The sequence below is a fragment of the Microbacterium suwonense genome, from assembly GCF_030296555.1.
In the GTDB taxonomy this organism is placed as follows: Bacteria; Actinomycetota; Actinomycetes; order Actinomycetales; family Microbacteriaceae; genus Microbacterium; species Microbacterium suwonense.
The window spans coordinates 3,058,599-3,079,856 of sequence record NZ_AP027728.1 but is presented as its reverse complement, the minus strand read 5'-3'; the positions used below and the strand labels follow the sequence as shown (position 1 = coordinate 3,079,856).

The 21,258-nt window shown below is 68.8% G+C and carries 23 protein-coding genes; 1 reads left to right on the top strand and 22 read right to left on the bottom strand.

What is annotated here, in order from left to right; genetic code table 11:
• A complete protein-coding gene (locus QUE33_RS15390) occupies positions 1-1,227 on the top strand; it encodes a type II secretion system F family protein (protein ID WP_286301156.1) in 1,227 nt (408 codons plus the stop codon).
• 81 nt (positions 1,228-1,308) lie between these two features.
• On the opposite strand, the gene QUE33_RS15385 is transcribed toward QUE33_RS15390, so the two are convergent.
• The 22 genes from QUE33_RS15385 to QUE33_RS15280 all read right to left on the bottom strand — a co-directional run bounded on the left by QUE33_RS15385 (position 1,309) and on the right by QUE33_RS15280 (position 21,104).
• Positions 1,309-1,959 (bottom strand): hypothetical protein, encoded by a 651-nt coding sequence (locus QUE33_RS15385; protein ID WP_286301155.1) that lies wholly within the window; start codon positions 1,957-1,959, stop codon positions 1,309-1,311.
• Positions 1,960-1,963: 4 nt separating this feature from the next.
• Positions 1,964-3,661 (bottom strand): pilus assembly protein PilM, encoded by a 1,698-nt coding sequence (pilM, locus tag QUE33_RS15380; protein ID WP_286301153.1) that lies wholly within the window; start codon positions 3,659-3,661, stop codon positions 1,964-1,966.
• Positions 3,662-3,698: 37 nt separating this feature from the next.
• The gene (locus QUE33_RS15375; protein WP_286301151.1) at positions 3,699-4,619 is read right to left on the bottom strand and encodes a prepilin peptidase; all 921 of its coding nucleotides are present in this window, start codon (positions 4,617-4,619) and stop codon (positions 3,699-3,701) included.
• Complete coding sequence (locus tag QUE33_RS15370; RefSeq protein ID WP_286301150.1) at positions 4,616-5,344, bottom strand: hypothetical protein; 729 nt, start codon at positions 5,342-5,344, stop codon at positions 4,616-4,618. The genes QUE33_RS15375 and QUE33_RS15370 overlap by 4 nt, the downstream gene beginning before the upstream one ends.
• 17 nt (positions 5,345-5,361) lie before the next feature.
• On the bottom strand, positions 5,362-6,132 hold the full coding sequence (locus QUE33_RS15365) for a hypothetical protein (protein ID WP_286301149.1): 771 nt from the start codon (positions 6,130-6,132) through the stop codon (positions 5,362-5,364).
• A gap of 74 nt (positions 6,133-6,206) precedes the next feature.
• Positions 6,207-6,809 (bottom strand): pilus assembly FimT family protein, encoded by a 603-nt coding sequence (locus tag QUE33_RS15360; protein WP_286301148.1) that lies wholly within the window; start codon positions 6,807-6,809, stop codon positions 6,207-6,209.
• Positions 6,806-7,213, bottom strand: coding sequence for a prepilin-type N-terminal cleavage/methylation domain-containing protein (locus QUE33_RS15355; RefSeq protein ID WP_286301146.1), 408 nt, complete (start codon positions 7,211-7,213; stop codon positions 6,806-6,808). The genes QUE33_RS15360 and QUE33_RS15355 overlap by 4 nt, the downstream gene beginning before the upstream one ends.
• 92 nt (positions 7,214-7,305) lie before the next feature.
• Positions 7,306-7,680: a type IV pilin protein gene (locus tag QUE33_RS15350; protein WP_286301145.1), complete on the bottom strand. Its 375-nt coding sequence runs from the start codon at positions 7,678-7,680 to the stop codon at positions 7,306-7,308.
• 301 nt (positions 7,681-7,981) lie between these two features.
• Complete coding sequence (gene tuf / locus QUE33_RS15345; protein ID WP_286301144.1) at positions 7,982-9,175, bottom strand: elongation factor Tu; 1,194 nt, start codon at positions 9,173-9,175, stop codon at positions 7,982-7,984.
• A gap of 160 nt (positions 9,176-9,335) precedes the next feature.
• Complete coding sequence (fusA, locus tag QUE33_RS15340) at positions 9,336-11,450, bottom strand: elongation factor G (RefSeq protein ID WP_286301143.1); 2,115 nt, start codon at positions 11,448-11,450, stop codon at positions 9,336-9,338.
• Positions 11,451-11,534: 84 nt separating this feature from the next.
• Positions 11,535-12,005 (bottom strand): 30S ribosomal protein S7, encoded by a 471-nt coding sequence (gene rpsG / locus QUE33_RS15335; protein WP_017201608.1) that lies wholly within the window; start codon positions 12,003-12,005, stop codon positions 11,535-11,537.
• Between the two features lie 5 nt (positions 12,006-12,010).
• Entirely contained in the window at positions 12,011-12,379 is a 369-nt protein-coding gene (gene rpsL, locus QUE33_RS15330; protein WP_241927871.1) for a 30S ribosomal protein S12, read from the bottom strand.
• A 217-nt stretch (positions 12,380-12,596) separates the two neighbouring features.
• A complete protein-coding gene (locus QUE33_RS15325; protein ID WP_286301142.1) occupies positions 12,597-16,451 on the bottom strand; it encodes an SCO7613 C-terminal domain-containing membrane protein in 3,855 nt (1,284 codons plus the stop codon).
• On the bottom strand, positions 16,448-16,663 hold the full coding sequence (locus tag QUE33_RS15320; RefSeq protein WP_286301141.1) for a helix-turn-helix domain-containing protein: 216 nt from the start codon (positions 16,661-16,663) through the stop codon (positions 16,448-16,450). Before QUE33_RS15320 ends, QUE33_RS15325 begins: the two co-directional genes overlap by 4 nt.
• The gene (locus tag QUE33_RS15315; RefSeq protein WP_286301140.1) at positions 16,663-17,139 is read right to left on the bottom strand and encodes a DUF2975 domain-containing protein; all 477 of its coding nucleotides are present in this window, start codon (positions 17,137-17,139) and stop codon (positions 16,663-16,665) included. Before QUE33_RS15315 ends, QUE33_RS15320 begins: the two co-directional genes overlap by 1 nt.
• A gap of 120 nt (positions 17,140-17,259) precedes the next feature.
• The gene (locus QUE33_RS15310) at positions 17,260-17,907 is read right to left on the bottom strand and encodes a spermidine/putrescine ABC transporter substrate-binding protein (protein WP_286301139.1); all 648 of its coding nucleotides are present in this window, start codon (positions 17,905-17,907) and stop codon (positions 17,260-17,262) included.
• Between the two features lie 49 nt (positions 17,908-17,956).
• Positions 17,957-18,451, bottom strand: a complete 495-nt coding sequence (locus QUE33_RS15305; RefSeq protein ID WP_286301138.1) for a hypothetical protein — start codon at positions 18,449-18,451, stop codon at positions 17,957-17,959.
• 66 nt (positions 18,452-18,517) lie between these two features.
• On the bottom strand, positions 18,518-19,612 hold the full coding sequence (locus tag QUE33_RS15300; RefSeq protein ID WP_286301137.1) for an ABC transporter: 1,095 nt from the start codon (positions 19,610-19,612) through the stop codon (positions 18,518-18,520).
• A 99-nt stretch (positions 19,613-19,711) separates the two neighbouring features.
• Complete coding sequence (locus QUE33_RS15295) at positions 19,712-19,867, bottom strand: hypothetical protein (RefSeq protein WP_286301136.1); 156 nt, start codon at positions 19,865-19,867, stop codon at positions 19,712-19,714.
• Positions 19,868-20,095: 228 nt separating this feature from the next.
• Positions 20,096-20,260 carry a hypothetical protein gene (locus QUE33_RS15290; RefSeq protein ID WP_286301135.1) on the bottom strand — a complete coding sequence of 55 codons (165 nt, stop codon included), beginning with the start codon at positions 20,258-20,260 and terminating at the stop codon, positions 20,096-20,098.
• Positions 20,227-20,775 (bottom strand): HAAS signaling domain-containing protein, encoded by a 549-nt coding sequence (locus QUE33_RS15285; protein ID WP_286301134.1) that lies wholly within the window; start codon positions 20,773-20,775, stop codon positions 20,227-20,229. Before QUE33_RS15285 ends, QUE33_RS15290 begins: the two co-directional genes overlap by 34 nt.
• Positions 20,772-21,104 carry a PadR family transcriptional regulator gene (locus QUE33_RS15280; protein ID WP_286301133.1) on the bottom strand — a complete coding sequence of 111 codons (333 nt, stop codon included), beginning with the start codon at positions 21,102-21,104 and terminating at the stop codon, positions 20,772-20,774. The genes QUE33_RS15285 and QUE33_RS15280 overlap by 4 nt, the downstream gene beginning before the upstream one ends.
• Positions 21,105-21,258 lie beyond the last annotated feature (154 nt).

Sequence of the window (21,258 nt, the reverse complement as noted above, 5' to 3'; positions counted from 1 at the left end):
GTGGCCGTCCAGGAGTACAACTACCGCGCGGTCGGCGCCGGCGGTTCCGCCGTCGTCAAGGGCTCGATGGAGGCCGTCAGCGAGAGCGCGGTCGTGGCGAAGCTGCGGGCGCAGGGCCTCATGCCCCTGCAGGTGGTCGCGCAGTCGACGACCGGCCTGAACCAGGAGATCCCCTGGTTCGAGAAGCGGGTGAAGCTGAACGACCTGGCAGTGTTCACCAAGCAGTTCGCGGGGCTGATCAACGCCGGCCTTCCCCTGCTTCGCGCCCTGTCGGTGCTCATCGAGCAGACCGAGAACAAGAAGCTGCAGTCCGCCCTGACCGCCGTGCATGCCGACATCGAGTCGGGCAAGTCGTTCTCGGCGGCCCTGGCCGCGCAGCCGGATGCCTTCCCGCCGCTGATGGTCAGCCTGGTGCGCGTCGGCGAGACCGGCGGCTTCCTGGGCGACTCGCTCGCCGCCATCGCGCGGAGCTACCGCTCGGATGTCGATCTGCAGCAGAAGATCAAGTCGGCGTTGACGTATCCGACGATCGTGCTGTGCATCGCTCTGCTGGGCGTGCTGGCGATGCTGACCTTCGTCGTCCCGATCTTCGAGCAGATGTTCTCGAGCATGGGCGGCGAGCTGCCCGTGCCGACGCAGATCCTCGTGGTGCTCTCCCGCAACATGGTGTGGATCATCCCGCTGCTGGCGGTGCTCGTCATCGCCGTCGTGGTCTGGCACCGCCGGGTGAAGAACACACCAGGCTTCCGCGAGCGGGCCGATGCGCTCAAGCTGAAACTGCCGATCTTCGGGTCGCTCGTGCGCAAGATCGCGGTGGCGCGCTTCGCCAGGAACCTCTCGATGATGCTCAACGCAGGAGTGCCGCTGCTGCAGGCCCTGGAAGTCGTCGGTAAGGCGGCGAACAACCGCGCGGTCGAGAACGCCCTCGCCGATGTCGCCACGTCCGTGACCCAGGGCCGATCATTCGCGCTGCCGCTGTCGAAGTCGGATGTCTTCCCGCCGCTGGTCGCGCAGATGGTCGCGGTGGGCGAGGAGGCCGGCACGCTCCCCGACATGCTGGAGAGCATCGCGGACTTCTACGAGACCGAGGTGAGCACCGCCAGTGAGCAGCTGACGGCGACGCTGGAGCCGGTGATGATCACAGTGCTGGGCGTCATCATCGGCGGCATGGTGATCTCGCTGTACATGCCGATGTTCAGCATCTACGAGCAGATGGGGCAGGGCTGACCGCCCCTCGCTGAGCGACCGCCCCTCGCTGAGCGATCCCGCCTCACCGCCGGATCCCGCCTCGCCGGCATGCCGGCGCGCTCAGGACGGGTCGGAGAACGCGAGCGCCGAGACGGTCAGGTGCACTTCACCGTCGTCGTCGGTGACCGTGGTGGCCTGGACGATGGCGACCACGCGCGGTCCGGCGCGCAGCGCGTCGACGATGTCGGTGGCCGCCTGCACGCTCGGCGGGGTGAAGGTGATCTCGATCGGCACCTGCCGCGGGTCGGATGCGGCGGAGGCGCCGGAGCCGGTTGAGGTGGAGGAGCCGGGTGAAGCGGATGCCTCGGAGGAGCCGGCTTCGGCATCCGCCGGTTTCGAGGCGGGAGCACCCTCGACGGCGGTGCGCGCAGCGAACGGCACGGGATCACCGGGCGCGACGGAGTCGACCGCCCCGCCGTGGCGTGCGGCGGCGATGAGCGCGAGACGCACGATGTCATCGATGTGCGGCTCGGCCGGGATCTGCGCGCGCAGCGCGGCGATGTCGGCCTCCAGCGATGCGGAGTCGGACTGCTGCACGCGCAGCGCGTCGATGATGGACTGCTGAGTGGCATTGTTCTGGCGGGCACTCTGCGCCGCCTGCTCTGTGCCCTCGGCCTGCAGGTACTGCGGCAGGGCGAACAGGAAGCCGCCGGCCACGAGCACGACGGCGCAGACGAGGCCGCCGATGAGGTTGATGAGCTGCTTGGTCATGCGATCAGTCCTGGGTCTTCGGAGTGTCTTCGGATGCCGGGACGAAGCGGCGCGAGTAGACGGTCTGATCCAGCTGCACCTGGATGGTGTACTCGTAGGAGTCCGGTTCCTCGTCGGCGTCGCGGAGGAGCTGTCGGATGTCGACGTACAGCACGTCTTCGACTCCGCGCACCGCGTCGATGACCTCGGCGACGGGCAGCGGTGTGGCGGTGATGACCGTGAGGGTGCCATCGATGCCGACCTGCACGCTCGGGTCGTCGCCCGCGGGAACGGGTCCGGCGGCGAGCGAGTACCCGGTGACCACCGCGTCGTCCGGCAGCTGGGCCGCCAGACCGTCCAGCACGGGACGCCAGGCCAGGTCTCCGGCCATGGCCTGCTCGAGCTGGGCGCTCAGCGATCGGCGCTGCGCGACCGACCTGCTCACCGGGGCGAGCTCGGCCAGGTCGATCGAGAGCTGCGACGCTCGGTTCTGCTCGGCGGTGAGGCGCATCGACGACATCAGACTGTACGCATAGCCTCCGCCGATCAGGACGACCACGATCAGGAGCGCTCCGATGCCGACGGCGACCCATCGGCGGGCGAGCGCCGCATTGGAACGCCGGTCGAGCTCGGACTTCGGCAGCAGGTTGACGCGGGGGATGGCGCCGACCACGACGCCGCGAGGACTCTTGGCTGCGCTCATCGGCGCCCTCCGATCGTGAGAGCGACCGTGGAGAGCAGTCGCGTGTTCAGCCCGGGCTCCAGCGGCCCCTTCGCATCGACCACATCGAGTGCGGTCAGCGGCGCGACATCGACGCCCACGATGCGGGTGAGCACATCCCGCAGTCGCCCATGGCGGGTTCCGGCTCCGGCGACCCACGCGACGTCGATGGCCCGCCCGTCCTCCCGGTCGAGGTAGAACGCCAGAGTGCTGCGCAGCCGGCCGGTGAGGTCGATCAGGGCGGCCTGCTCCTCGGGGGTCGGCTCGGTCGGTGCGGGGGCGACGGCCGCTCCCCGGCCCGCGCGCGCCGGAGCGCACCGCGCAGGTTCGGCTCGGGAGCCGGCGGCGGAGGGGGACGGGCACATCCCCGCGGTTCGGCGAGAGGTCCAGGGGGATGACGCGGACGAACTGCGGCACGCCGTCGACCGCGATCACGAGCTGCGTGGTGTGCTCGCCGATGTAGATCAGCAGGGCGGTGCGATCGGCGGGGGCGATCGCGCCGAGCACGCGGGAGAGCCCGAACGCCCCGAGGTCCACTGCATCGGTGTGGAGCTTCGCCTGAGCGAGGGTGGCGATCATCTCCTCGATGTTCTCGGCCACCGCGGCCACGAGCAGGCCGTGGATCTGCTCGCCGTCGTCCTTGGCAGCGTAGAAGTCCAGTGCGGCCTGCTCCACCGGCACGGGGAGCAGGTCCTGCACCTGGAACGGCAGCGCCTGACGGATCTGGACGGCGTCGCGCAGCGTGGTGCTGTGCTCGCGGACCAGGATGCGGCGGCTGGTGAGCCCCATGATCACCTGACGGGAGGAGATGTCGGCCTCGCTCCACAGCTGGGTGAGGGCGAGTGCGACGGCGTCGCGGTCGAGCACCTCGGAGTCCCGTGCCGCCCCGGCGGGCAGCGCGACTTCGCCCGCCTTGAGGAGCACGGGAGTGCGCCCGGCGCTCACCTCCGCCGCACGGACGCTGTCTTCGGTGATCTCCACCGCTACGACTGACTTGGCCATCTGTGTGCTTTCTTCTTGCGCTGCTCGATCCGGCGCCTCAGCGCGGTTCGAGCAGTCCGAGATACCATCCCGCGATGAGCGGTCCGGCGACCAGCCCCACCCAGGCTCCGATGATCATCCACGGGCCGAAGGGCACGGCCGTGGTGCGGCGGGCGCCGCGCAGCAGGATCAGCAGCACGCCGTACACGCCGCCGAGCACGAACGCGGCGAACGCGCCGATGATGAGCGCCGATGCGCCGAACCAGCCGAGCACGAGCCCGATCAATCCCGCCAGTCGCACATCTCCGCCGCCCATCCCGCCGGGGCGTGCGCCGCGCAGCAGCGCATAGAACACGTACAGCACCAGGCATCCGGCGATGCCGCGCACCAGCGCCCAGACGTCGGCGCCCAGCACGCATGCCAACGCCAGCAGCACGGCCACGACGACCAGGCCGATGCGCACGATCGACGCCGGCAGGCGGCGCACGTCGAGGTCGATGAGGGTGAGAGCGATGCCGGATGCCGCAAACCAGAGCAGCGCGAGCAGCACGAGCGCCTGTGCGGCGACGTGCCCGCTCCAGGGGTCGGCACCGAAGAGCAGACCGGACAGGTCGGCGGCATCGTGCGGCCAGGCGAACGCCGTCCGGTCGCCTGCGACGCCCTGATGCCGGCTCCACCACCATGTGATGCCGGCGAAGACGACACCGGTGCCGAGCTCGACGAGCGGATAGCGCAGGGAGATGCGCGCGACGCAGCGGGCGCATCGTCCGCGCAGGGCGATCCACGAGATCACCGGCACGTTCTGCCAGGCCCGTACGGGCTCATCGCAGTGCGGGCACTGGCTGCGCCGCAGCAGCGAGACCCCGGCAGGGACGCGGTGGATCACGACGTTGAGGAACGATCCGATCACCAGCCCGAACACGCCGGCGACGACGAGTGCGTACGCCAGCAGCGGGCCGGACAGCGCTGGATCGATCATCGCACATCCCGAGTGGAGACGAGGGTGCCCAGCGTGGCCTGCGAAGAGGCGCCGGCGCCGGGCATCGTCGCACTGGCGGGCATGCCGGGCAACGCGATTCCCGCACCAAGGAAGTTCATGCCTCCGCCGTAGCTGAACGCACCGCCGTAGAATGCACCTGTCCACTGGCTGTTGCCCTGCACATTGATCGAGCACGGCGTGTAGACCATCGCGATCACCCGGGATGCGTCCGTGTGGTTGATTCCGATGCTTCCCGCACCGTTCGTGCAGGACGGCACGCCCTCGCCGCTGCCCTTCGGCTGTCCGTCATCGACGATGAACCAGACCTTCTGCTTCGTCGCCCCCTGCGACCTCAAGGTGAGATGCGTGAGATCGAAGCTCTTCGCGACGAGCACGACGTCGGTCTGGAGGGTCACGTCGGGGTTGCCGCCGTTGTTGGCGGAGAGGCTCCCGCATGCGCTCGCATCGATGACAGTCGGGGTGGTGAGCTCGGCGAGATCGAGCCAGCCCTGGTTCGGCCAGGTGGAGAAGCGATCGCACGTCCACTTCCCGCTGCCGCCGGTGAGTACGATCTCAGTGAAATACGTGCCGTTGTACGGCCGCCAGTCGTTGAGGCTGTAGGCGTAGTCGAACCAGTCCTCGAAATTCGGCGTCGAAGGTATCTCGGGAGTATTCCAGACGATGCCGCCGGCGACTCGGCTCGATGACGTCGCCGGAGGCTGCACCGTCGTGCCATTGAACTTCAGCTTGCTCGTCGGGGGAGCGTCAGCGTTCCGCCGATGCTCGTCCCCCCGATGTTCGCATCGCCGCGCACCGAGACATTGCCGGGAAAGGTGAAGGAGCTTCCGCCCGTGCCCGACAGCGGACCGCCGAGATGAATATCGCCGAGCACCTTGCCGTTGATCGTGTGGTCGGATTCGGAGGACGCACTGAGATTCCCCTTGATGGTGTCGCTCGAGACGGCCATCGCGGCGGTGCCGCCGGCGATCACGGAGCCGTCGACGGTGCAGTTTCCCTTGGACTCGAAGCCCTTTGCGATCACGATGTTCGCGGGAATGTGCACCTGACAGGTGAATTTTCCCGACGGGATCACGATCGACAGCAGTGAGCTGTCGGCCGCCGACGTGAGCACCTCGGCGGTGAAGGTGGCGTCCGAGTAGAACACCATATCGGCACCGTGCCCGGTGTGGGCCGTGGAGTAGCTGTACACCGACTCCGTGGTCGTCTTGGCGCCGTCGACGGTGCCTGTTGCGGTGAAGGCGACGGTCCCGGCGGCCGTGTCACAGGTGCTCGTCACGTGGTAGTTGCCACGCTTTCCCAAACCGAAGACGGGATCCGCGGCGTCGGGGGCGAAGTCCAGGTCGCAGAACTGGCCGCTGCGCTGCGCGGCGGTGACCGCGTCTGCGAGCCCCGCATCCGCGGCCGCACGTGACTGGGTCGTGCTGCGGGCGTCGACGAGCATGCCCGTCGTGTTGACGACGACAGCGCCGACTGTGAGAGCTCCGATGCTCATGACGAGCATGATCACCAGCACCGAGATGAGCGTGGATCCCCTCTCATCGGATCGCCTGTGTGCCGGGGGTGTGTTCACCAGCATGTCGTGGTCACTCCTTCGCCCACCGCTCGCGCGGTGATGCCTGTGGTCCAGGCGACGGTGCCGTCGCCGACCTTGATGTCCATGCCCACCTGCAGCAGCGTGCCAGTGCGGGCGAAAGCGTCGGTGCGGCCGTCGCCGTCCGCGTCGATCGGAACGATCTTCGGCGCGCCATCGGCATCCGTGCCGTCGACGCGGCTGAGGCTGCCGACGACGCCGTGCGCGATCGCCGTCCATCCCGAGCCTCCGGTCAGCGGGATCGCCGAGGAGGAGCGCTGATAGAGCAGGTCGCCATCCGCGGTGACCCGCCAGCCCCGGCACGACGGCCCGTCGTCGGCGATCACGGTCGCGACGACGGTCTGGTTGTCGTCGGAGAGGGCGAACGCGGCGGCGTTGCGGATGCCGGACTGCAGTGAGCTGCTCACGACGCCGGAGGCGCCGGTGGCCGAGTCCAGATCCGTCGCGGTCGTCTGCGCACGCAGGCCCGCGACGAACAGCCCCGCGAGCAGGGCCAGGAACATCCCGCTGATGACGAGGTACACGATCACCTCGATGAGCGTGATGCCGTCGTCGTCCCTCGCACGCACGTTCATCATCCGACCACCGGGATGCGGGTGGGCAGCGTCACGAGCGTGCCGCCGTCGGCGGCGTGGACCGTGACCGTCACGGTGACGGCGCCCGGGTATGCCGCGGGGCAGCCGCCGACCTCGATGCTGGCGAGCAGCCCGGTGCCGGCAGGATCTGGCACGTCACTGGCCTTGCGGCCCTGCAGCGCAGTACAGGTGGAGGCTGTGCCTGCCACGAGCGGGAAATCGGCGGTGATCGGCGAGAGCTGCGCGTTCGCGAAGCTGGTCGCGGCGACGAGATCGCGGTTGACCACACCGGTGCGGGTCGCGCCGATCATGAGCGGGAGGAGCGCCAGTGCGATCACCGCGAGCAGGAACATCGCGATGATGACCTCGACCAGGCTGAAGCCGTCGTCGGCGTGCGATTCGCCCATGATCCCCTCCCCAGAAAAGCATGTGTGTTCAGTTCGGCCTCAAGGCCGACCCGTCGGGTTCGGGTCGGCCTTGAGTGGTTATAGCGGCTGGGTCAGCAGCCGGGGCCCGACTTCGACTCCTCAGCAGCGCCGTCCTTCACAGTCACGCAGAAGTTATCGACCTGCGCACCAGTCGCAGGATCTACCGAGATGTCGTACTTCACAGTGTCGAATCCGGAGAAATCGTCGTAGGCCTGATCCTGTGCGATGTCGGAAGCCACCTGGCTGGCGACGTTGCCGGCGATTGCGTCCTGGGCGCTCTGCTCGGCCTGTGCCTGCAGCCCGGTGAACACCGGCACCGCGATCGCGGCGAGGATGCCGAGGATCACGACGACGACGATGAGCTCGATGAGCGAGAAGCCCTCGTCGCCGGTCTCTTCGCGGCGGGCCTTCATGGCCTCGGAGTAGTTCTTGATGGTGGCACGCATGGTTGATCTCCCAATCGGTGTACGGGCGCTGGTGACGGAACACGGGCGCGGACACACGGGTATCCCGGATGGTGCCCCTCAGCATCCACGGTTGTGTCCGACCCCGGAAGAGTCACGCCGTAAACGCGTGTTCCCCTCTTCGTTTCCATGGTGCTGAAGTCGGTGTCGGGGTGTCAACGGATTTGGCTCAGGATTGGGTCAACGTCTGCGCAAGCCCTGCTGAAGAGTGCGCGCAGCCCTCGCAGAGGCGCGAAAAAGGGGCCGAGCCCGAAGGCTCGACCCCTTTCCGAGAAAGCAGCGCTTACTTGATGACCTTCGTCACCGTGCCGGCGCCGACGGTGCGGCCACCCTCGCGGATGGCGAAGCCCAGCCCCTCCTCCATGGCGATCGGCTGGATCAGCTCGACGGCCATGTCGGTGGTGTCGCCGGGCATGACCATCTCGGTGCCCTCGGGCAGCGTGATGACGCCGGTGACGTCGGTGGTGCGGAAGTAGAACTGCGGACGGTAGTTCGTGTAGAACGGGTTGTGGCGGCCACCCTCATCCTTCGAGAGGATGTAGGCGGTGCCCTCGAAGTTGGTGTGCGGGGTGATCGAGCCCGGCTTCACGACGACCTGACCACGCTCGACGTCCTCGCGCTTGGTGCCGCGGAGCAGCAGACCGCAGTTCTCGCCGGCCCATGCCTCGTCGAGCTGCTTGTGGAACATCTCGATACCGGTGACGGTGGTCTTCTGCGTCGGACGCAGACCCACGATCTCGACCTCGGAGTTCAGCGCCAGGGTGCCGCGCTCGGCGCGACCGGTGACGACGGTGCCACGACCGGTGATCGTGAAGACGTCCTCGATCGGCATCAGGAACGGCTTGTCGCGGTCGCGCTCGGGGTCGGGCACGTTGTCGTCGACGGCCTGCATGAGCTCGAGGATCGAGTCGACCCACTTCTGCTCGCCGTTGAGGGCGCCCAGAGCCGAGACCTTGACGACCGGAGCGTCGTCGCCGGGGAAGCCCTGCGACGAGAGCAGCTCACGGACCTCGAGCTCGACGAGCTCCAGGATCTCCTCGTCGTCGACCATGTCGCTCTTGTTCAGCGCGACCAGCAGGTACGGCACGCCGACCTGCTTGGCGAGCAGCACGTGCTCGCGGGTCTGAGCCATCGGGCCGTCGGTGGCGGCGACCACGAGGATCGCGCCGTCCATCTGAGCGGCACCGGTGATCATGTTCTTGACGTAGTCGGCGTGGCCGGGGGCGTCGACGTGCGCGTAGTGGCGCTTCGGGGTCTCGTACTCGATGTGCGAGATGTTGATCGTGATGCCGCGCTGGCGCTCCTCAGGAGCGGAGTCGATCGTCGCGAAGTCACGCTGGACGTTGGTGTCCGACGGGTACTTGTCGGCGAGCACCTTCGAGATCGCGGCAGACAGGGTGGTCTTGCCGTGGTCGACGTGACCGATCGTTCCGATGTTGACGTGCGGCTTGGTCCGCTCGAACTTGGCCTTGGCCACTGGGTCCTCCTCAGGACGTTCGTGTAGTGATCGCCGGGCACTGGATTGTGACCGGTTCGCTACTGGGTTTGGTTTTCTCAGTTTAGTAGAGAGTGGAATGTGAAGTTGTGGGGTATCCGGATGCTGTGGACGAGTGGTCCCCAGCATCCGGATGAAGGGCTTACTCGCCCTTGGTCTTCTGGATGATCTCGTCGGCGACGGCGCGCGGAACCTCCGCGTAGCTGTCGAACTCCATCGAGTACACCGCACGACCCGAGGTCTTCGAGCGCAGGTCACCGATGTAGCCGAACATCTCGGACAGCGGGACCGACGCACGAACGACCTTCACGCCCTGGGCGTCCTCCATGGACTGGATCTGACCACGACGCGAGTTCAGGTCGCCGATGACGTCGCCCATGTACTCCTCGGGAGTGCGCACCTCGACGGCCATCAGCGGCTCGAGAAGAACCGGGTTGGCGCGACGGGCGGCCTCCTTGAAGCCCATGGAGCCGGCGATCTTGAACGCCATCTCCGAGGAGTCGACGTCGTGCGCGGCACCGTCGACGATGGTCGCCTTCACGCCCACCATCGGGTAGCCGGCCAGCACGCCGACGTTCATCGCGTCCTGGAAACCGGCGTCGATCGAGCCGATGTACTCGCGCGGGATGCGACCACCGGTGACGGAGTTGACGAACTCGTAGGTCTTGTCGCCGTCGAGCTCGAGCGGCTCGATAGTGAACTGGATCTTCGCGAACTGACCCGAACCACCGGTCTGCTTCTTGTGCGTGTAGTCGTGCTTCTCGACGGCCTTCTTGATCGTCTCGCGGTAGGCCACCTGGGGCTTGCCGACGTTCGCCTCGACGCGGAACTCGCGCTTCATGCGATCGACGAGGATGTCCAGGTGCAGCTCGCCCATGCCCTTGATGGTCGTCTGACCGGTCTCGGGGTTCAGCTCGGTGCGGAAGGTCGGGTCCTCTTCGGCGAGCTTCTGGATGGCGACGCCGAGCTTCTCCTGGTCGGCCTTCGTCTTCGGCTCGATCGCGACCTCGATCACGGGCTCGGGGAACGTCATCGACTCCAGCACGACCGGAGCGGCCGGGTCGGCGAGGGTGTCACCGGTGGTGGTGTCCTTCAGGCCGATGACGGCGTAGATGTTGCCGGCCGAGACGGCGTCGACGGGGTTCTCCTTGTTGGCGTGCATCTGGAAGATCTTCCCGATGCGCTCCTTCTTGCCCTTGGTCGAGTTGATGACCGCGGAACCGGAGTCCAGGTGACCGGAGTACACCCGGATGTAGGTGAGCCGGCCGAAGAACGGGTGCACCGCGACCTTGAACGCGAGGGCCGCGAAGGGGTCGTTGGCGTCGGGACGACGCTCGATGACCTTCTCCTCGTCCTTCGGGTCGTGCGCCTCGATGGCGCCGACGTCGAGCGGGTTCGGCAGATAGTCGACCACGGCGTCCAGCATCGGCTGCACACCGCGGTTCTTGAACGCCGAGCCGCACAGCACCGGGTAGATCTCGCTGGCCACGACGAGCTTGCGGATGGCGCCCTTGATCTCGGCGACCGTGAGCTCCTCGCCGCCGAAGAACTTCTCCAGCAGCGCGTCGTCGGTCTCGGCGACGGTCTCCAGCAGCGCCTGACGGTACTCGGCGGCCTTCTCCTTGAGGTTCTCGGGGATCTCCTGAACCTCGTACTTGGCGCCCATGGTCACATCGCCCTTGGAGTCGCCCTCCCACACCAGTGCGCGCATCTCGATGAGATCCACGACGCCGATGAAGTCGCTCTCGGCGCCGATCGGCAGCTGAAGCACCAGCGGCTTGGCGCCGAGGCGGTTCACGATCGTGTCGACGGTGTAGTAGAAGTCGGCGCCCAGCTTGTCCATCTTGTTGACGAAGCAGATGCGCGGGACGTTGTACTTGTCGGCCTGGCGCCACACGGTCTCGGACTGGGGCTCGACGCCCTCCTTGCCGTCGAAGACGGCGACGGCGCCATCGAGCACGCGCAGCGAGCGCTCCACCTCGACGGTGAAGTCGACGTGGCCCGGCGTGTCGATGATGTTGATCTGGTTCTTGTTCCAGAAGCAGGTCACGGCGGCAGACGTGATCGTGATGCCGCGCTCCTTCTCCTGCTCCATCCAGTCGGTCGTCGCGCCACCGTCGTGGGTCTCACCGAGCTTGTGGTTGACACCCGTGTAGAACAGGATGCGCTCAGTGGTGGTGGTCTTTCCGGCATCGATGTGCGCCATGATGCCGATGTTGCGGACCATGTTCAGGTCGGCGAGCTCCTCTTGAGCCACGGGTGTTTCCTTATCTGCTGCGGTCGCTGTGCGAAGTGTGGAGTGCCGGCTCCGAGTCAGTGGACTCGGAGCCGGCAGCGCTGATTACCAGCGGTAGTGAGCGAAGGCCCGGTTCGACTCGGCCATCTTGTGGGTGTCCTCGCGGCGCTTGACCGCGGCTCCCAGACCGTTCGACGCGTCGAGGATCTCGTTCTGCAGACGCTCGGTCATCGTCTTCTCACGACGACCCTTCGCGTAGCTGACCAGCCAGCGCAGTGCGAGCGTGTTCGCACGGTGCGGCTTGACCTCGACCGGAACCTGGTAGGTCGAGCCGCCGACGCGGCGGCTGCGGACCTCGAGGGTGGGGCGCACGTTGTCGAGCGCCTTCTTGAGGGTGGCGACGGCGTCCTGGCCGTTCTTCGCCTCGACGCCGCGGAGGGCGCCGTAGACGATCGACTCGGCCAGCGACTTCTTGCCGTCGACGAGGATCTTGTTCACCAGCGAGGTGACGATCGGGGCACCGTAGACCGGGTCGTTGACGACCGGGCGCTTGGGAGCGGGTCCCTTACGAGGCATCTATCTCAACCCTTCTTCGCGCCGTAGCGGGAGCGACCCTGCTTACGGTTCTTGACAGCCTGGGTGTCGAGCGCACCACGGACGATCTTGTAGCGGACACCGGGCAGGTCCTTGACACGCCCACCGCGCACGAGCACCAGCGAGTGCTCCTGCAGGTTGTGCCCCTCGCCGGGGATGTAGGCGGTGACCTCGGTACCGTTGCGGAGCTTGACACGGGCGACCTTGCGCATCGCCGAGTTCGGCTTCTTCGGTGTGGTGGTGTACACGCGGGTGCACACGCCTGCCTGCTGCGGGTTCGACTTCAGAGCGGGCGCCTTGGTCTTGGTGACCTTGGGCGAACGTCCCTTGCGAACCAACTGCTGAATAGTTGGCACGTTCTCTCCTCGTAGTGCTGCACGGTGACAGCATGATGGGTTTCACATCATGACCCACCGGCAGAGCGGAACCGCGCTGCCTTTGGTGTGGTGGGTATGCCGTGGGGGCGAATCGGCGTCTGCCTGCGCCCTGCGCGCACGCACAGTCGTGCGCACACTCGATCAAGTGTAATCCTGCGTAACCATGCTGGTCAAATGCCGACGGCCGCCACGCCGATCATCGCAGATCCCGCATGCGGGCCATCACTCCCCTGCCCGTGCCCTCGCGCCGCTCGCCGGCCACGGCGATGATCAGCAGCACCGCCCCCACCGTGGCCAGCGTGATCCACCACGGCATGGACTCGATGCCGCGCCCGAGCTGCACGGCGAAGACGAACACGTTCTCGACCGGCAGTGCGATCAGGCCGATCACGAACGGGGCGGCTAGGCGCCTGGCGGCCCCCAGCAGGATCGCGGCGAGCGCCAGCGCCATCACCAGGATGGCGCGCCAGGTGAGCGGATCGGTGAAGGTGGAGACGACGGATGCCGACATCATCGCCAGCAGTCCGGGCGCCAGCAGCGCCCAGGAGCCCCGCCGTCCGCGCGGCCAGTCGTCGAGGCGCGCGGGCTGCTGCTCGGCATCCGTCCCCGCGCGTATTCCGAGCGCACCCGCAGCCAGCAGGAAGAGCCCGAGCGGCAGCGAGAACATCTCCACCCGCAGCTCGCGGGGGCTCCACGCCACCACGGCGGTGACGAAGGCGATGCCGAAGAGCACCCACACCGGCGGGGTCATCCCGCTGCGATCCCCGGGCCGGAGCGAGCCGCGGGCGGCGAGCACCATGACCACCAGCCAGCACATCATCAGCGTCCACATCCCCCAGATCACGAACCAGTCGCGGGCGATGGCCGGCCACACGCCGATCGCGAAGGCGAGCGCCGCCGGCACCGCGAGCCAGCGCACCGGCAGCATCCGCGCGAGGGCGGAGGACACGGATGCCGAGGGCCGCAGCATCCGTGCGGCGGCGAGCAGTGCGAGCGCAGCGACCGCGCTGAGCCCCACGCTCAACAGGAACAGTCCCGCCTCTCCGCCGCGCACCGGGGCGGCGTCCAGCCCGCTCCCCCAGCGCGCTGCCTGCACGGTGCCGCCCAGTGCGGCGACACCGGCGGCGATGACCGTCGCCGCGCGCAGCGGACGCAGTCGACGCGGCCACGGGCGGGAGGAGCGCAGCATCACGGCGGCAATGCCGAGCAGCAGCCACCCGCAGGCCAGCAGCCCGTGCGCGCGCCACGGAGTCGCCGCCGTCGCATCACCGGCGATGAGCAGCAGCAGCACCGGCACGACCGCTGCCGCCAGCCCCGTCGCGAACAACGGCACGGCGCGCGCACCGCGCAGCGTGAGCAGCCCCGCGATCAGTGCCGCGCCGAGCGCCGGCGGAAGCAGATAGGCCTCGGGCAGCTGCACTCCGTTCAACGCCCACAGCGACCACAGCGCGCCGGTGAACGCGACGCCCGAGACCCACCAGCCGTAGCGCCGACCGGCGAGCAGCGAGGTCAGTGCCGCACCGATCCCGAGCAGGATCAGCACCAGGCACGCGGTGCCGAAGCCGGCGGCGGCCCGCACCAGCGAGAGGAGCACGGCGATGCTCCCGGTCAGCAGTGCGGATGCCTCGATGGCGACCCTGGCGGCATCTGCGGTCGCCGCGATGCGGCCGTGGGCGACCAGGGCGTCGCGGATCATCCGCCCCGACGGCAGAACCAGTGCGACCACGATCGCGATCAGCGGCAGCACGACCGGCGAGCCGCTCTGCACCAGCAGCTGCGCGCCGAGGCACAGGATGACGACGGCGAGTGCAGGCACCAGCACCGCGGCAGCGAGCGTGCGGATCACGATCGTCAGCCCCGCACGCCGAGTCACCAGCAGCACGAGCGCCAGCACGAACATCAGCCCCGTCGACAGCGCGGTCCAGCCGCTGCGCTCGAACACCACCTGCACGATGCCGATCGCGAACGGCACCGCCGCGACGACGAGCACCGCCTGCCAGTTGCGGGCGCCCAGCCACGGCGCGAACGTCGCGCCGACCGCGCCGAGCAGTCCGGCCGACGCCGTCAGGCACAGCAGCGCGATTCCGCCCACGCCGGCCAGCGAGAGAGCTGTGCCGACCAGCATCAGGGCATAGCCGTAGCCGACTCCGACGTGCAGGAACCGCACCGCCGCGGGCATCGTGCCCGCCACGACCGCGAGCGCGAGTAGCGTCGCGATGCCGGCGATCGGCACGAGAGCGCGATCCTGCCAGGCCAGCATCACTGCGACCAGCAGCGCGAGGTGGCCGCCGACGATGAGGATCCCGCGAACGGATGCCGCACCGCGCCCTCTCGTACCCATCAGCGCCAGCGCGGTCGCCGCGACAGCCGCCAGCAGCACGGCGATGCTCAGCGGGCGCGGGAGCAGCTGCGCGCTGGACAGGCAGAGCACTGCGGCGATCGCGTACAGCGCCGCGACGATCAGAGCGGCCGTGCGCAGCACGCGCAGCTCGTGCCGGCGCCGGATGCACAGCGTGAAGGCGGCGAATCCGGCGGAGATGACCGCGAGCGCAAGGATCGTCGACCATGTGGCCGCGACACTGCCGAGCACCGGACTGAACCCGGCCGCTCCACCCGGGATTCCGGCGTTCGCACCGGCCGCGTTCAGCAGGGCGACGCCGACCAGGGCTCCGGAGAGGACGGCGGGTGCGCTGGTCACGCCCGCAGCCAGGCCGGCCCCCACGACGAGCGGAATGCGTGCGGTGCGCTTCGGCAGGGGCACGAGAGCGCACAGCAGCAGCGCCAGCACCGCACCCGCGGGGAGAACAGCATTGGTCCAGGCTGCCGCGGTCGCCGTCTGCATCGCCGCGGCGGTCGCCGCGGCGACTGCCAGCACTCCCGCCGTGAACGACCAGACCGGCGTGATCGTCCGCACGGCGGCCAGCACGGCGTGCACAGCGAGCACGGCGAGCACTCCCGCCACGACGATCGGCTCCGCACCGGAGAACAGCACACGCGGCAGTGACAGCATCGTGACGATCAGCTGCAGCACGGTGAGCGCGACGAGCTCAGCGCCGAGACGCCGGCCGGGGGCCGGGTCGGCGAGGACGCCGGGGCCCGCGACGCCGGTGATGCCGGCATCCGTCGCCTCCGCGCCGGCGGGGAACCGCACGTCCCCGCCGGGGAACCGAGCGGCGAACCGGGGCAGCAGCGTCATCAGACCTGTCGCGGCGAATGCCGACGCCGCGAGCCAGAGCGCCGCCGCGGCGCCGCCGAAGGCGAAGCCGAGCATCGCGGGCGAGGCGGCGAGCGCGAGCAGCGACGTCCACAGCCAGATACGGATGCCGGCCCGCAGAGCCGCCACGAGCATCGCACCGCCGGCGGCCGCAGTGGCGATCGCCGCGGCGACCCACGCGGATCCGCCGTCGAGGAAGGAGCCGCCGATCGCCTGCACATCCAGCCCCAGGAACACCAGGCCCAGCCCGCCGACGGCTTCTGCGGAGGACTGCAGTCGGCGGCGCGCGAGCAGCCACGCGCCGCCGAGGAACACCAACGTCACACCGCCGATGATCGTGCTGCGCACAGTCCGGTCGGCCAGCTCGGGATTGAAGAAGGTGAAGACGATGGCGGCGACGGCGAAGAGCGCCGCACCAGCGATGGCGAGCACCGACTGCAGGCTGGTGCTGTCGCTGCTCTCCGATGGCGAGACCGCATCCGGCGCGGGAATCCCCGCGTGCGTCGGAGTCTCAGGTGCGATGTGACTTCGCACGGCAGTGCCAGGCACGGTGCCGACGACGGGGATCGGCACAGCGCCGGCGACGGGGACCGGCACAGGGCCGGCGACGGCGGGAACCGGCATGCGGCGGGGCACCCGGGAGAGCAGCGACTCCCGCCGGCGCAGCGCCTCGGCCGCTGCGACCGAGGCGCTCCACAGCCGCGCACCCGGCTCGCCGGTGAGGTCGGCGCCACAGGCCGGGCATCCGCCGTTCACGAGCCAGGCCGACTCGCAGACCGGGCAGCTGTGGGCGTCATGCAGGCGCGCGATGGCGGCATCCGCCCACGCCGGGCTCACGACTCGCCCTCCGGCACACGACGCAGGATGTCACCGGGCTGGCAGTCCAACACCCGGCAGATGGCGTCCAACGTGGTGAAGCGCACGGCCTTGGCCCGCCCGTTCTTGAGCACGGCGACGTTCGCCGGCGTGATGCCGATGGCGTCGGCGAACTCCTGCACGCTCATCTTGCGGCGGGCCAGCATCACGTCGATGTCGATCACGATGGGCATCAGACCACCTCGGAGAGGTCCTGCTCGAGCTGCAGCGCCTTGCGCAGCAGTCCCCGCATGACGCCGACCAGCAGCGCGAGCGAGACGCTGACGACGATGCCGAACACGGCGAGCACGAGGATGCCCGGATTGACGGCACGGCCGGCGGCGAGCACGAGGAACGAGGCCATCAGCAGCACAGCGGATGCCAGCAGTGCGCCGACGATGACATCGACGTAGCGGAACGCGTGCGGGCTGAAGATCCGGTCGGCGCGCACGAGCGAGAGCAGGGCGAAGACGCACACCAGCACGATCTCGACGAGCACCAGGAACAGCACCGCTCCGACGATCCCCGGCACCTCGAGGTAGGCGAGATCCGGGTTGCGTGCGGCTGTCTCGGCAGCCACCAATGGGATCAGGAAGATCTGCACGAACAGCAGTAGGGCGAGCAGGAGGACGATCATCCACCGGAGCAGGAGGGTGGCGAGGGGCTGCATGATGTTCCTATCGAAAGACAATATGAATCTATCGAAAAACGATAGACCGATGGGAACGGCGAGCTCAAGCGGATGCAGGTGATTCCCAGCCGGGCGCTCGAAGCAGCGCCGGCGCTCGCGTCACGGGGTGTCGGGGTCGAACGGCGAGTCCAGCGCCTCACTCAGCTCCGCCAGCATCGCCTCGATCTGCGGTTCGACGTACTGCGAGATTGCCGCCTGCACGCTGAGGCGGTGGCGCAGAAGCAGGGTGCAGATCTCACGACCGACCATGTTGGCGTACTCGTCGGCCAGCGCGACTTCCTGGCGCAGTGCTGCCTTCGCCTCGTCGCTGAGCGGCGGCAGCGGCGGCAGTTCGGCCGAGGCCTCATCTGCCATGCCTGCGATCGTGAACAGGAAAGGAGCCCCGGGCACCGGATCGGGATCCAGCGGCATCCCCTCGTACTCCGGATCGAGCCCCTCCGCCGGCCGATATGCGCGCGACCGGTTGCGATCGGCCTGATGGTCGAGCTCTGCCTGCAGCATCGGCAGGTTCCGCGCGGTGTACTCGGCGACGGCGTGATCGACGATCGCCTTCACGCGCGTGGACAGGCCGTGCTGCACCCCGTGCGGCACGTTCGCCCCGATCCCGGCCGCCGAGAGGATCGGCGATCCCAAGCAACGGCGACACGGCGCCACCCGGCCGCGGTGCGTCGCCGGCGCCCACCGCGGCACCCACCGCAGCCAGGCATCGACAGCCTGGCTGACCTGGGCTTCCAGCGACCTCTCCATGCATACAGCGTATGGCCGCCGGGCGCATTCGTCCCGGCATCCGTGCGTGTCACTCGGTGTCTTGGTGCTCCCACGGCCAGCTCGGCGCGCTCCCACGCGTGCGGCGCAGGGCGATGGCGACCCAGGCGGCGATCAGCGCCGACGCCATCAGCACACCGCTCGAACCCCGCGTGACCAGCTGCGCGACGGCGGTAAGCGCCGACGCCATTCCCGCTCCACCCAGCAGCGCGCAGGCCGCGACCACGAACACATGCGCGACGGCAGCGATCAGCGCCACGGGCATGATCGACAGGAACGAGGGTCGCTCACGCACCAGGGCCGGCCAGAGCATCCACGCGAAGGCGCCGATCGCCGCGATCATGCCGACGATGCCCGGCCACCACTCCAGCCCGGGGACGTCGAGGATGTCGACGTCGGCGAAGAAGCTCAGCATCCCGAGCCCAAGAATGCCCAGCGCCGCGAAGAGGACGAACCCGATCACCAGGGCGAGGAACGCCGAGACCCCCGACGATGGCATCTCGTGGGGGTCTCGCGTGGTGGTCATGGCGTCACCATACGCTGTCGTTCGGGTTCGCGGTCGCACGAGTCAGCGCGACCGTGCGCGGAACGGTCAGCGCAGTGCGCTCGGGCCCGCCTCGAGCGTGCGCTCGTACTCGGCCTGGGCCTCGGCGTTCAGCGCCTTCTTGCGGGCGCCGCTGCGGGCGACCCAGGCGCCGAACCAGATGGTCAGCTCACGTGCGAACACGAACGCGGCGATCGCGAGGGGCGCCAGCATCTGCTCGTCGATCAGCTCGGCCGATGCACTCGGGGTGATGCTCCAGAACGGCGCCTGGAACAGCTGCCCCAGGAGGTGTCCGCCGTAGGTCGCCGCAGCCACGAGCAGCCCGAGGACGACCCACTTGCCCCAGCGCGCCCGGTTGACGAAGGCGCCCAGCAGCCAGAACGCCAGGAAGAACACGACCACGGGCACCCAGAACGCCCAAGTGCTCAGTGGTGTCAGCGCGGCCGTGCCGATGTTCTCGGTGGTCACGTCTCCGGCGAGCGCCGCGAGGCCGAGCGTCGCACCCAGATAGAGAATCGCGAAGACGATCGTGGCGACGAGTCCGATTGCTCCGGCGGCGCCGCGGTTGCCCAGCTCGCGCGGGGGCTCGGGCGCCTGGACGAAGATCGGCTGCGCGGCGGGCGGCGGAGCCACGGGCTCGGCGGCGGAGACCAGCGGCACGGTGGCCGACGACGCGGCACCTGCCGCGTAGGCCTCGTCGGCGACGGACGGCGTCGGCTCGGTGGCGTGAACCGCAGTGACGTCGGCCGCGTCGGATGCCGATGGGACCCCGTAGTCCGGTTCGATGCTCGGCGCGGCTGATGCTGCGGCCTCGGCTTCGCCCGCGGCGTCGACGGGAGGTTCTGCGTAGATGGCCGGTCCGGTGGGCGCACCGCTCTCGGCGGTGCGCTGCTCGGCATCCGTCTCGGCGGTGCGCTGCTCGGCATCCGTCTCGGCGGCGCTTCCGCTGAAGACCCCCGGATAGTCGCGTTCGGCGGCGGCGAACGCCTCCGCTTCCGCATCGTGATCGACGTCCTGCGGGGTGCTCTCGGACGGCACATCGGCGCGAGCCGCGGCAGCCGCGTCAAGACCCTCGTTGGCACTGCCGACGACGTCGTCGATGTCGCTCGGCTGGTCGTTCTGGGGAACCTCGGGGTCGCTCATGGATTCGCCTCTCGTGGATGGGTGCACAGTGAGGGTAACTCCCGCGCAATCCCGCGTGCCGGAGGCGTGCCGACGTGTCGGCGCTTCACTGCGGGGCGATCATCCGCCGTGTCCGCCCAGCAGCTGTCCGATAAGGGCCAGCATCCCCGGCCCCGCCGGCAGCGACAGCCAGATCAGGCCGCCCACGACTGCCGCGCACAGGAGGCCGACGATCCAGCTGATCGCCGCGTTCCGCCCTCCCACGCGCGCCGTCATGCCCACACCATACGCGCGCCCGTCCGTTCCCCCGCTCATCCCTGTCTCGTGTCGCGTCGCCCGATCGACCCCCACCACGAGACTTCCCTTCCAGCACGAGACTTCCCTTCCCCACCACGAGACTTCCCTTCCAGCACGAGACAGCACGCACGCGCGAATGTCTCGTGCCCGAAGAGAAGTCTCGGCGGGTGGATGCCGGAAAGTGCAGCGGATGCCGTGCGGCCATGCTCAGGATGCGGCGGCGCCCAGGATGCAGGCATGCGCAGGATGTGGCGGCGCGTCAGGGGCCGTGCGGCCGCGCATGCGCCAGAGCAGCCAGAGGCCGGATGCCGGGATCGCCACCAGCACGAGCAGCAGGATCAGCAGATGTGCAGAGTCGACCAGCGTCGGCACGAGCGGATTCGACGCCTCGGGCGCACTTCCCGTGCCTCCTGCTTCGTGCACCACGACCCCACCGGAGACCGCGTACGCCGGCAGCGACAGCAGGAGCAGGATCCCGAACAGCACCAGCGGCGAGACGATCGCGACGATCTTCTCCCCGTGCGCCACATCCCGCTGGCCAGCACCAGCGCGACGCCGACGAACCATCCGACGACGGGCACCACGAAGGCGCCGACACTCAGAGACAGAGCGGCGATGATCGCAAAGCCGCGTGTGCTCGTCGTGGGGACGGTGGCTGGAGTTGCTGATGCAGGAGTCGCGGCCGGCGCATACCCGCCGGCATCCATCGCCTCCCGCGCGATCACCGCGGGATCGCCCAGCTGCGCGATGCGCGCCTCTGCGGCATCCGGATCGAGGCTCGAGAGCTCCTCGGCGATGCCCGCGCGGATGTCGGCGGCGATGCCGTGCGGCACTTCGCGCAGCGCGGCATCGAGCCGCGCGAGATAGTCGGAGGCAGTGGTCATCATGGTCGTTCCTCTCCCACCAGGCCCGAGACGGTTCGGGCGAAGGGCTGCCATTGCGCGCGGAACAGCGCGAGCCGGTCGATCCCGGCATCCGTCAGCCGGTAGTACCTGCGCACCGGGCCGGCATCCGAGGGCTGGTCGAAGGTCGACACCCAGCCGTTGTCGCGCAGCCGCCCGAGCAGCGGATACAGCGTGCCGATGCTGGCGATCAGCCCCGCCGCAGTGAGCGCCTCGGCGAGCTGCCAGCCGTACATCGGCTCGCGGGCGAGCAGGCCGAGCACGCAGTACTCGACCACCCCCTTGCGCATCTGCGCCCCGACATCCGCTGTCATGCCTCACAAGTTAGCATGCCTGACAAGCTAGCTGCGCGAGGTTCGACGGAGCGCATGGCCGTGCGCTGCATCTTTTGGCATCCGCGCCATCGATCGATGGCGCGGATGCCGAAAAGTACAGCGGATTCGGGAGAGAACTCAGGAAACTGCAGCG

What these genes read in the sequence shown, in the direction of transcription:
- QUE33_RS15285 (WP_286301134.1), bottom strand. Translation starts at nt 20,775, where the DNA reads ATGATGACCACTGCCTCCGACTATCTCGCGCGGCTCGATGCCGCGCTG.
- QUE33_RS15320 (WP_286301141.1), bottom strand. Translation starts at nt 16,663, where the DNA reads ATGCCCATCGTGATCGACATCGACGTGATGCTGGCCCGCCGCAAGATG.
- QUE33_RS15310 (WP_286301139.1), bottom strand. Translation starts at nt 17,907, where the DNA reads ATGGAGAGGTCGCTGGAAGCCCAGGTCAGCCAGGCTGTCGATGCCTGG.
- QUE33_RS15365 (WP_286301149.1), bottom strand. Translation starts at nt 6,132, where the DNA reads ATGAGCATCGGAGCTCTCACAGTCGGCGCTGTCGTCGTCAACACGACG.
- QUE33_RS15305 (WP_286301138.1), bottom strand. Translation starts at nt 18,451, where the DNA reads ATGACCACCACGCGAGACCCCCACGAGATGCCATCGTCGGGGGTCTCG.
- rpsG (WP_017201608.1), bottom strand. Translation starts at nt 12,005, where the DNA reads ATGCCTCGTAAGGGACCCGCTCCCAAGCGCCCGGTCGTCAACGACCCG.
- QUE33_RS15280 (WP_286301133.1), bottom strand. Translation starts at nt 21,104, where the DNA reads ATGACAGCGGATGTCGGGGCGCAGATGCGCAAGGGGGTGGTCGAGTAC.
- pilM (WP_286301153.1), bottom strand. Translation starts at nt 3,661, where the DNA reads ATGGCCAAGTCAGTCGTAGCGGTGGAGATCACCGAAGACAGCGTCCGT.
- QUE33_RS15315 (WP_286301140.1), bottom strand. Translation starts at nt 17,139, where the DNA reads ATGCAGCCCCTCGCCACCCTCCTGCTCCGGTGGATGATCGTCCTCCTG.
- QUE33_RS15295 (WP_286301136.1), bottom strand. Translation starts at nt 19,867, where the DNA reads ATGACGGCGCGCGTGGGAGGGCGGAACGCGGCGATCAGCTGGATCGTC.
- QUE33_RS15300 (WP_286301137.1), bottom strand. Translation starts at nt 19,612, where the DNA reads ATGAGCGACCCCGAGGTTCCCCAGAACGACCAGCCGAGCGACATCGAC.
- QUE33_RS15360 (WP_286301148.1), bottom strand. Translation starts at nt 6,809, where the DNA reads ATGATGAACGTGCGTGCGAGGGACGACGACGGCATCACGCTCATCGAG.
- QUE33_RS15355 (WP_286301146.1), bottom strand. Translation starts at nt 7,213, where the DNA reads ATGGGCGAATCGCACGCCGACGACGGCTTCAGCCTGGTCGAGGTCATC.
- QUE33_RS15375 (WP_286301151.1), bottom strand. Translation starts at nt 4,619, where the DNA reads ATGATCGATCCAGCGCTGTCCGGCCCGCTGCTGGCGTACGCACTCGTC.
- QUE33_RS15350 (WP_286301145.1), bottom strand. Translation starts at nt 7,680, where the DNA reads ATGCGTGCCACCATCAAGAACTACTCCGAGGCCATGAAGGCCCGCCGC.
- QUE33_RS15385 (WP_286301155.1), bottom strand. Translation starts at nt 1,959, where the DNA reads ATGACCAAGCAGCTCATCAACCTCATCGGCGGCCTCGTCTGCGCCGTC.